This window comes from Bartonella sp. CB10SXKL (assembly GCF_042195515.1).
In the GTDB taxonomy this organism is placed as follows: Bacteria; Pseudomonadota; Alphaproteobacteria; order Rhizobiales; family Rhizobiaceae; genus Bartonella.
Map to the genome: position 1 here is coordinate 1 of NZ_JBHION010000040.1, position 3,428 is coordinate 3,428.

The following is a 3,428-nucleotide window of genomic DNA, read 5'->3' on the forward strand; positions in this document are numbered from 1 at the left end:
GTATTTTGGCTGGTGATATTGACATCATCGCCCATGATCAAAGCCCCAGCAGAAACAAAGGAGGCTCTGTCTTTTTCAGGGATGTAAAGCACCGGAGCATAAACATCCATGCCCTTGACCTGTTGGCGCACATAAATCACCATCGGGGCTTCTAGGGACGCCAATTGTTCTTCACTCAAAGCCTCACCAAAGGGGAGATTGTGTGCTTTTGCATATTCTGCCCCGACATCCAGCAAGGTTTTGACTTGTTCAATGGCATCACTTCCAGGAATAAAGGAGCCTTTACCCAAACCTTGACCAACCAGATCACGCATTTGTTTTTCAATCAGCTGCTTTTCGAAATAAGCATCGCCTAAGAAAAAAATCTCCCGATCAGGATTGTAGCCAATTCTGTTCAAATAATAGGCTGAACCATAAAACTTGCCGACATCAAGAAATTCTGCCCGCGTTTCATAAATGAAATTTTGATTGGGTAGCGTGCCCCCAACCCCACCCGATTGGGGCTTTGGTAAAGGAAGCCCCTCAGCAAGTTCCCCCGCATTATTGAGATCCACTTTTGGTGTAAAGAGAGCATCAACCCCGGTTAAACCACTTAAGGACTCCAGTGGTTTACGTTCAGCTGCTTGTGCTTTAAAATGCGCATCCCCTGTAATCGAACCTTCCGCTGCCGTGTTATTGAGTTGATCGACCACCAAATTCAACGTGCCACCCGCTTGGACAAGACCAGGAACGCTCTCCAAAGCTTCTGAACCAATCTGGCGATCCTTGCCATTGGCTATATCTAAAGAAACATCGCGGCTTCCATCAGCTTTATAGCCATAACAATAACCATCCTGGGTATTGGCATTACAACCCATATAGGTTTTTTTATAAGCCGTTGCACCTAAATTGGTCAGCGTCTTGGCTTGGATATCGGCATTTCCCCCCGCTTCTATAGTGCTATAATGGTTGTCAATGGTATCAGCGTTAATGATGAGATTGCCACTAGATTGTATTACCCCCGAAACAGTTGGTTTATGCGAAAATGCTTGTGTGACAGTCTTTTCTGTCATATGTGACCAGTGTTTGTTTATTGACCAGATCCCTCCTGCCTTCCACCTATCACCATTCCATCGATACTGTTCTACAGAGTTTCTTTCGTCAATATATTTCCAAGTAAATGCCTTATAGACTGTTCCATCGCTTGAAATTGCGGTGCCATAGGTTTCTTCTTTACTATTCCAAAGTGGATTATCTAAGTAAATGTATAAGTGTCCTTTCCAAACTCCGTTATCATCTTGATGTTCGTGCCCTTGTCCCCAAAGACCAACTTTCGCATCATGATATAACATCCCATCACTGAGTTGATCAGAACCCTTTGGTCTTTGGAAAGAAATATCGCTATATTCCGTTTTTTCCATGATGACAGGCGTGCTATCAGCTTCGTTTTTCAGGGTGTTGGTTTGGATATTTAAGTTTCCACCAGCTTGAATAAAGCCTGCTTTGTTCACAAGCGAAAGGCTTTTTCCGCTGCCAGCTGCATTGGTGAAAGATAAATCACCTTCTGTCATTATGGTGCCAAAATCATTGAGCAAAGCACCATCAACTTGTAAAGCACCATTGCCCTTCACATAAATTAAGCCCGTTTTGTTGTTGGTCACATCCCCCGTCACGCTAAAGACTAAATCCTGCCCCGATGCCAATTGACCGCTATTTCCAAGCTCCCCCGTCTTGATCACGAAATCTCTGGCTGCTAAAACCGACGTTGTCTCATCAACCATAACGCTTGGAGCAACAAAAAGAATATCTCCAGTCCCTCCCTGATCTGTCACGGCTTGTAGCCGCGCATGGTGAATCTCAAGGGCATTGGTGCTTTGAAAGTCTAAACCGCCATAAGCCAATTCGCTCTCTGAGACATCAATATGATCTGCAATTAAATACAGCGTTTGCGGCGTGTAAATATGAGAACGATTATTGCTTAAATCGAGAGTGTTTGCTGTCAACCTCACATCCCCCTCAGCAGACAACACATTCTCAACACTGATCTCTCCAGACACCGATGTCAATGTTGCGCTGCCATAGCCCATGACCTGATCATAATAGATGTCGTTGCCTGCAAAAATTTCAATATTGCCACCACTGGCAATCTGACCAACCTTCACCCCTTCTTTTGCTGTAATCAAAAGAAAGCCGTTTTTATCTAAAACAAGATCCCCTGAACCGCCCGTAGAAACGACACCTGTCATCAGTGTGCCAGCATCAAGGCTGCCAACCTTTAAAACAGCTTTTTCACCCGTCATCAGCGAAGAAAAGTCAACCGCCCCACCCTCAATATTTGCCTTACCATAGGCTAAAAGTTGTCTAAAATGAACGGGGGCATTTGTTTCTGGTTGTGCTTGAATGGCAACATTTTGATGCGACAGAATTGTTTGAGAAACAGATAGCCCATTATGAGAAACCAGGGTGATATCTCCTGCCCCATAAACACTTTCAGCGACAATCGCACCTTGACTGCTCTGGAGATCAACATCCCCTTGGGTGCCAAGAACAACAACACCAGCAGCACCCGTTGCCGCCATATCAACCCCACCGGCTAAAAGCTGCGCCTGTATATCACCACCGGCATGCGCCTTGAGGTTCCCTTGCGCTAAAACAATCCCCTCAAGCTTCAAGTCTCCGCCCGATTCAAGAGCCATATCAGCGCCTGACCCTAGCCCTGAAACTTGAAGTGTCTGGCGCGAAGAAAGCTCCATATTGCCCCCAGAGGTTGCCTTACCGGCAATCGATAAAAGCCCATCCTGCGCCTCTATCTTCAAATGACCATCAGCGCCAACCGTTTCTAACGTCACATCCTTATGGGCGGCAATATCAATATGCTTTTTCGAGGTGATGTGCTTTGCCAATACGCTCTGGCTTTTCGATTTGAGAACAACACCCCCATGACCAAAAACATTCTTCAACGAGATTTTCCCGTCAGCAGAAAGATGCAACTGCCCCGCATTGGCTGCCATATCATGGCGCATACGAACCCCAACACCTTTTTCTGTTGCCACAAGTTTAATCTGATCCGCTTGTAGAGCCCCCAAAGCAGAGCCATCTATCGCATATTCCGGTTTACCAGTAATATCGGTCAGTTCTTTCATTTCACGAGAAGCATAATCAAAGTGCCCCGTCCCTGCTGTCACTCCAATCTCCTTGCCCGCAACAGCTCCTTCAAAATGCACTGTGCGTGAGACAATATCGACAATATCAACAGCCCCTTGGCCTGAGAAAAAATTGGCTCCCTTGGCGCCAAAGGTGATATCCCCACCTCGCACCTCAAAGCCTTTCAAAAAACCGCTCGCATCAATTTCGGGTACACCTGTAGTTAAAGTCGCATGGGGCGTATTGATAAAGCCACAACCATCACAGCTTATCCCATTGGGATTGGCTATAATCACATCGGCTGG

1 pseudogene is annotated in these 3,428 nt (G+C 46.1%); it reads right to left on the reverse strand.

Features of this window, described 5'->3' with window-relative positions:
* Nucleotides 1-3,428: pseudogene (locus ACFIK3_RS09055) on the reverse strand (filamentous hemagglutinin); the annotation flags it as partial.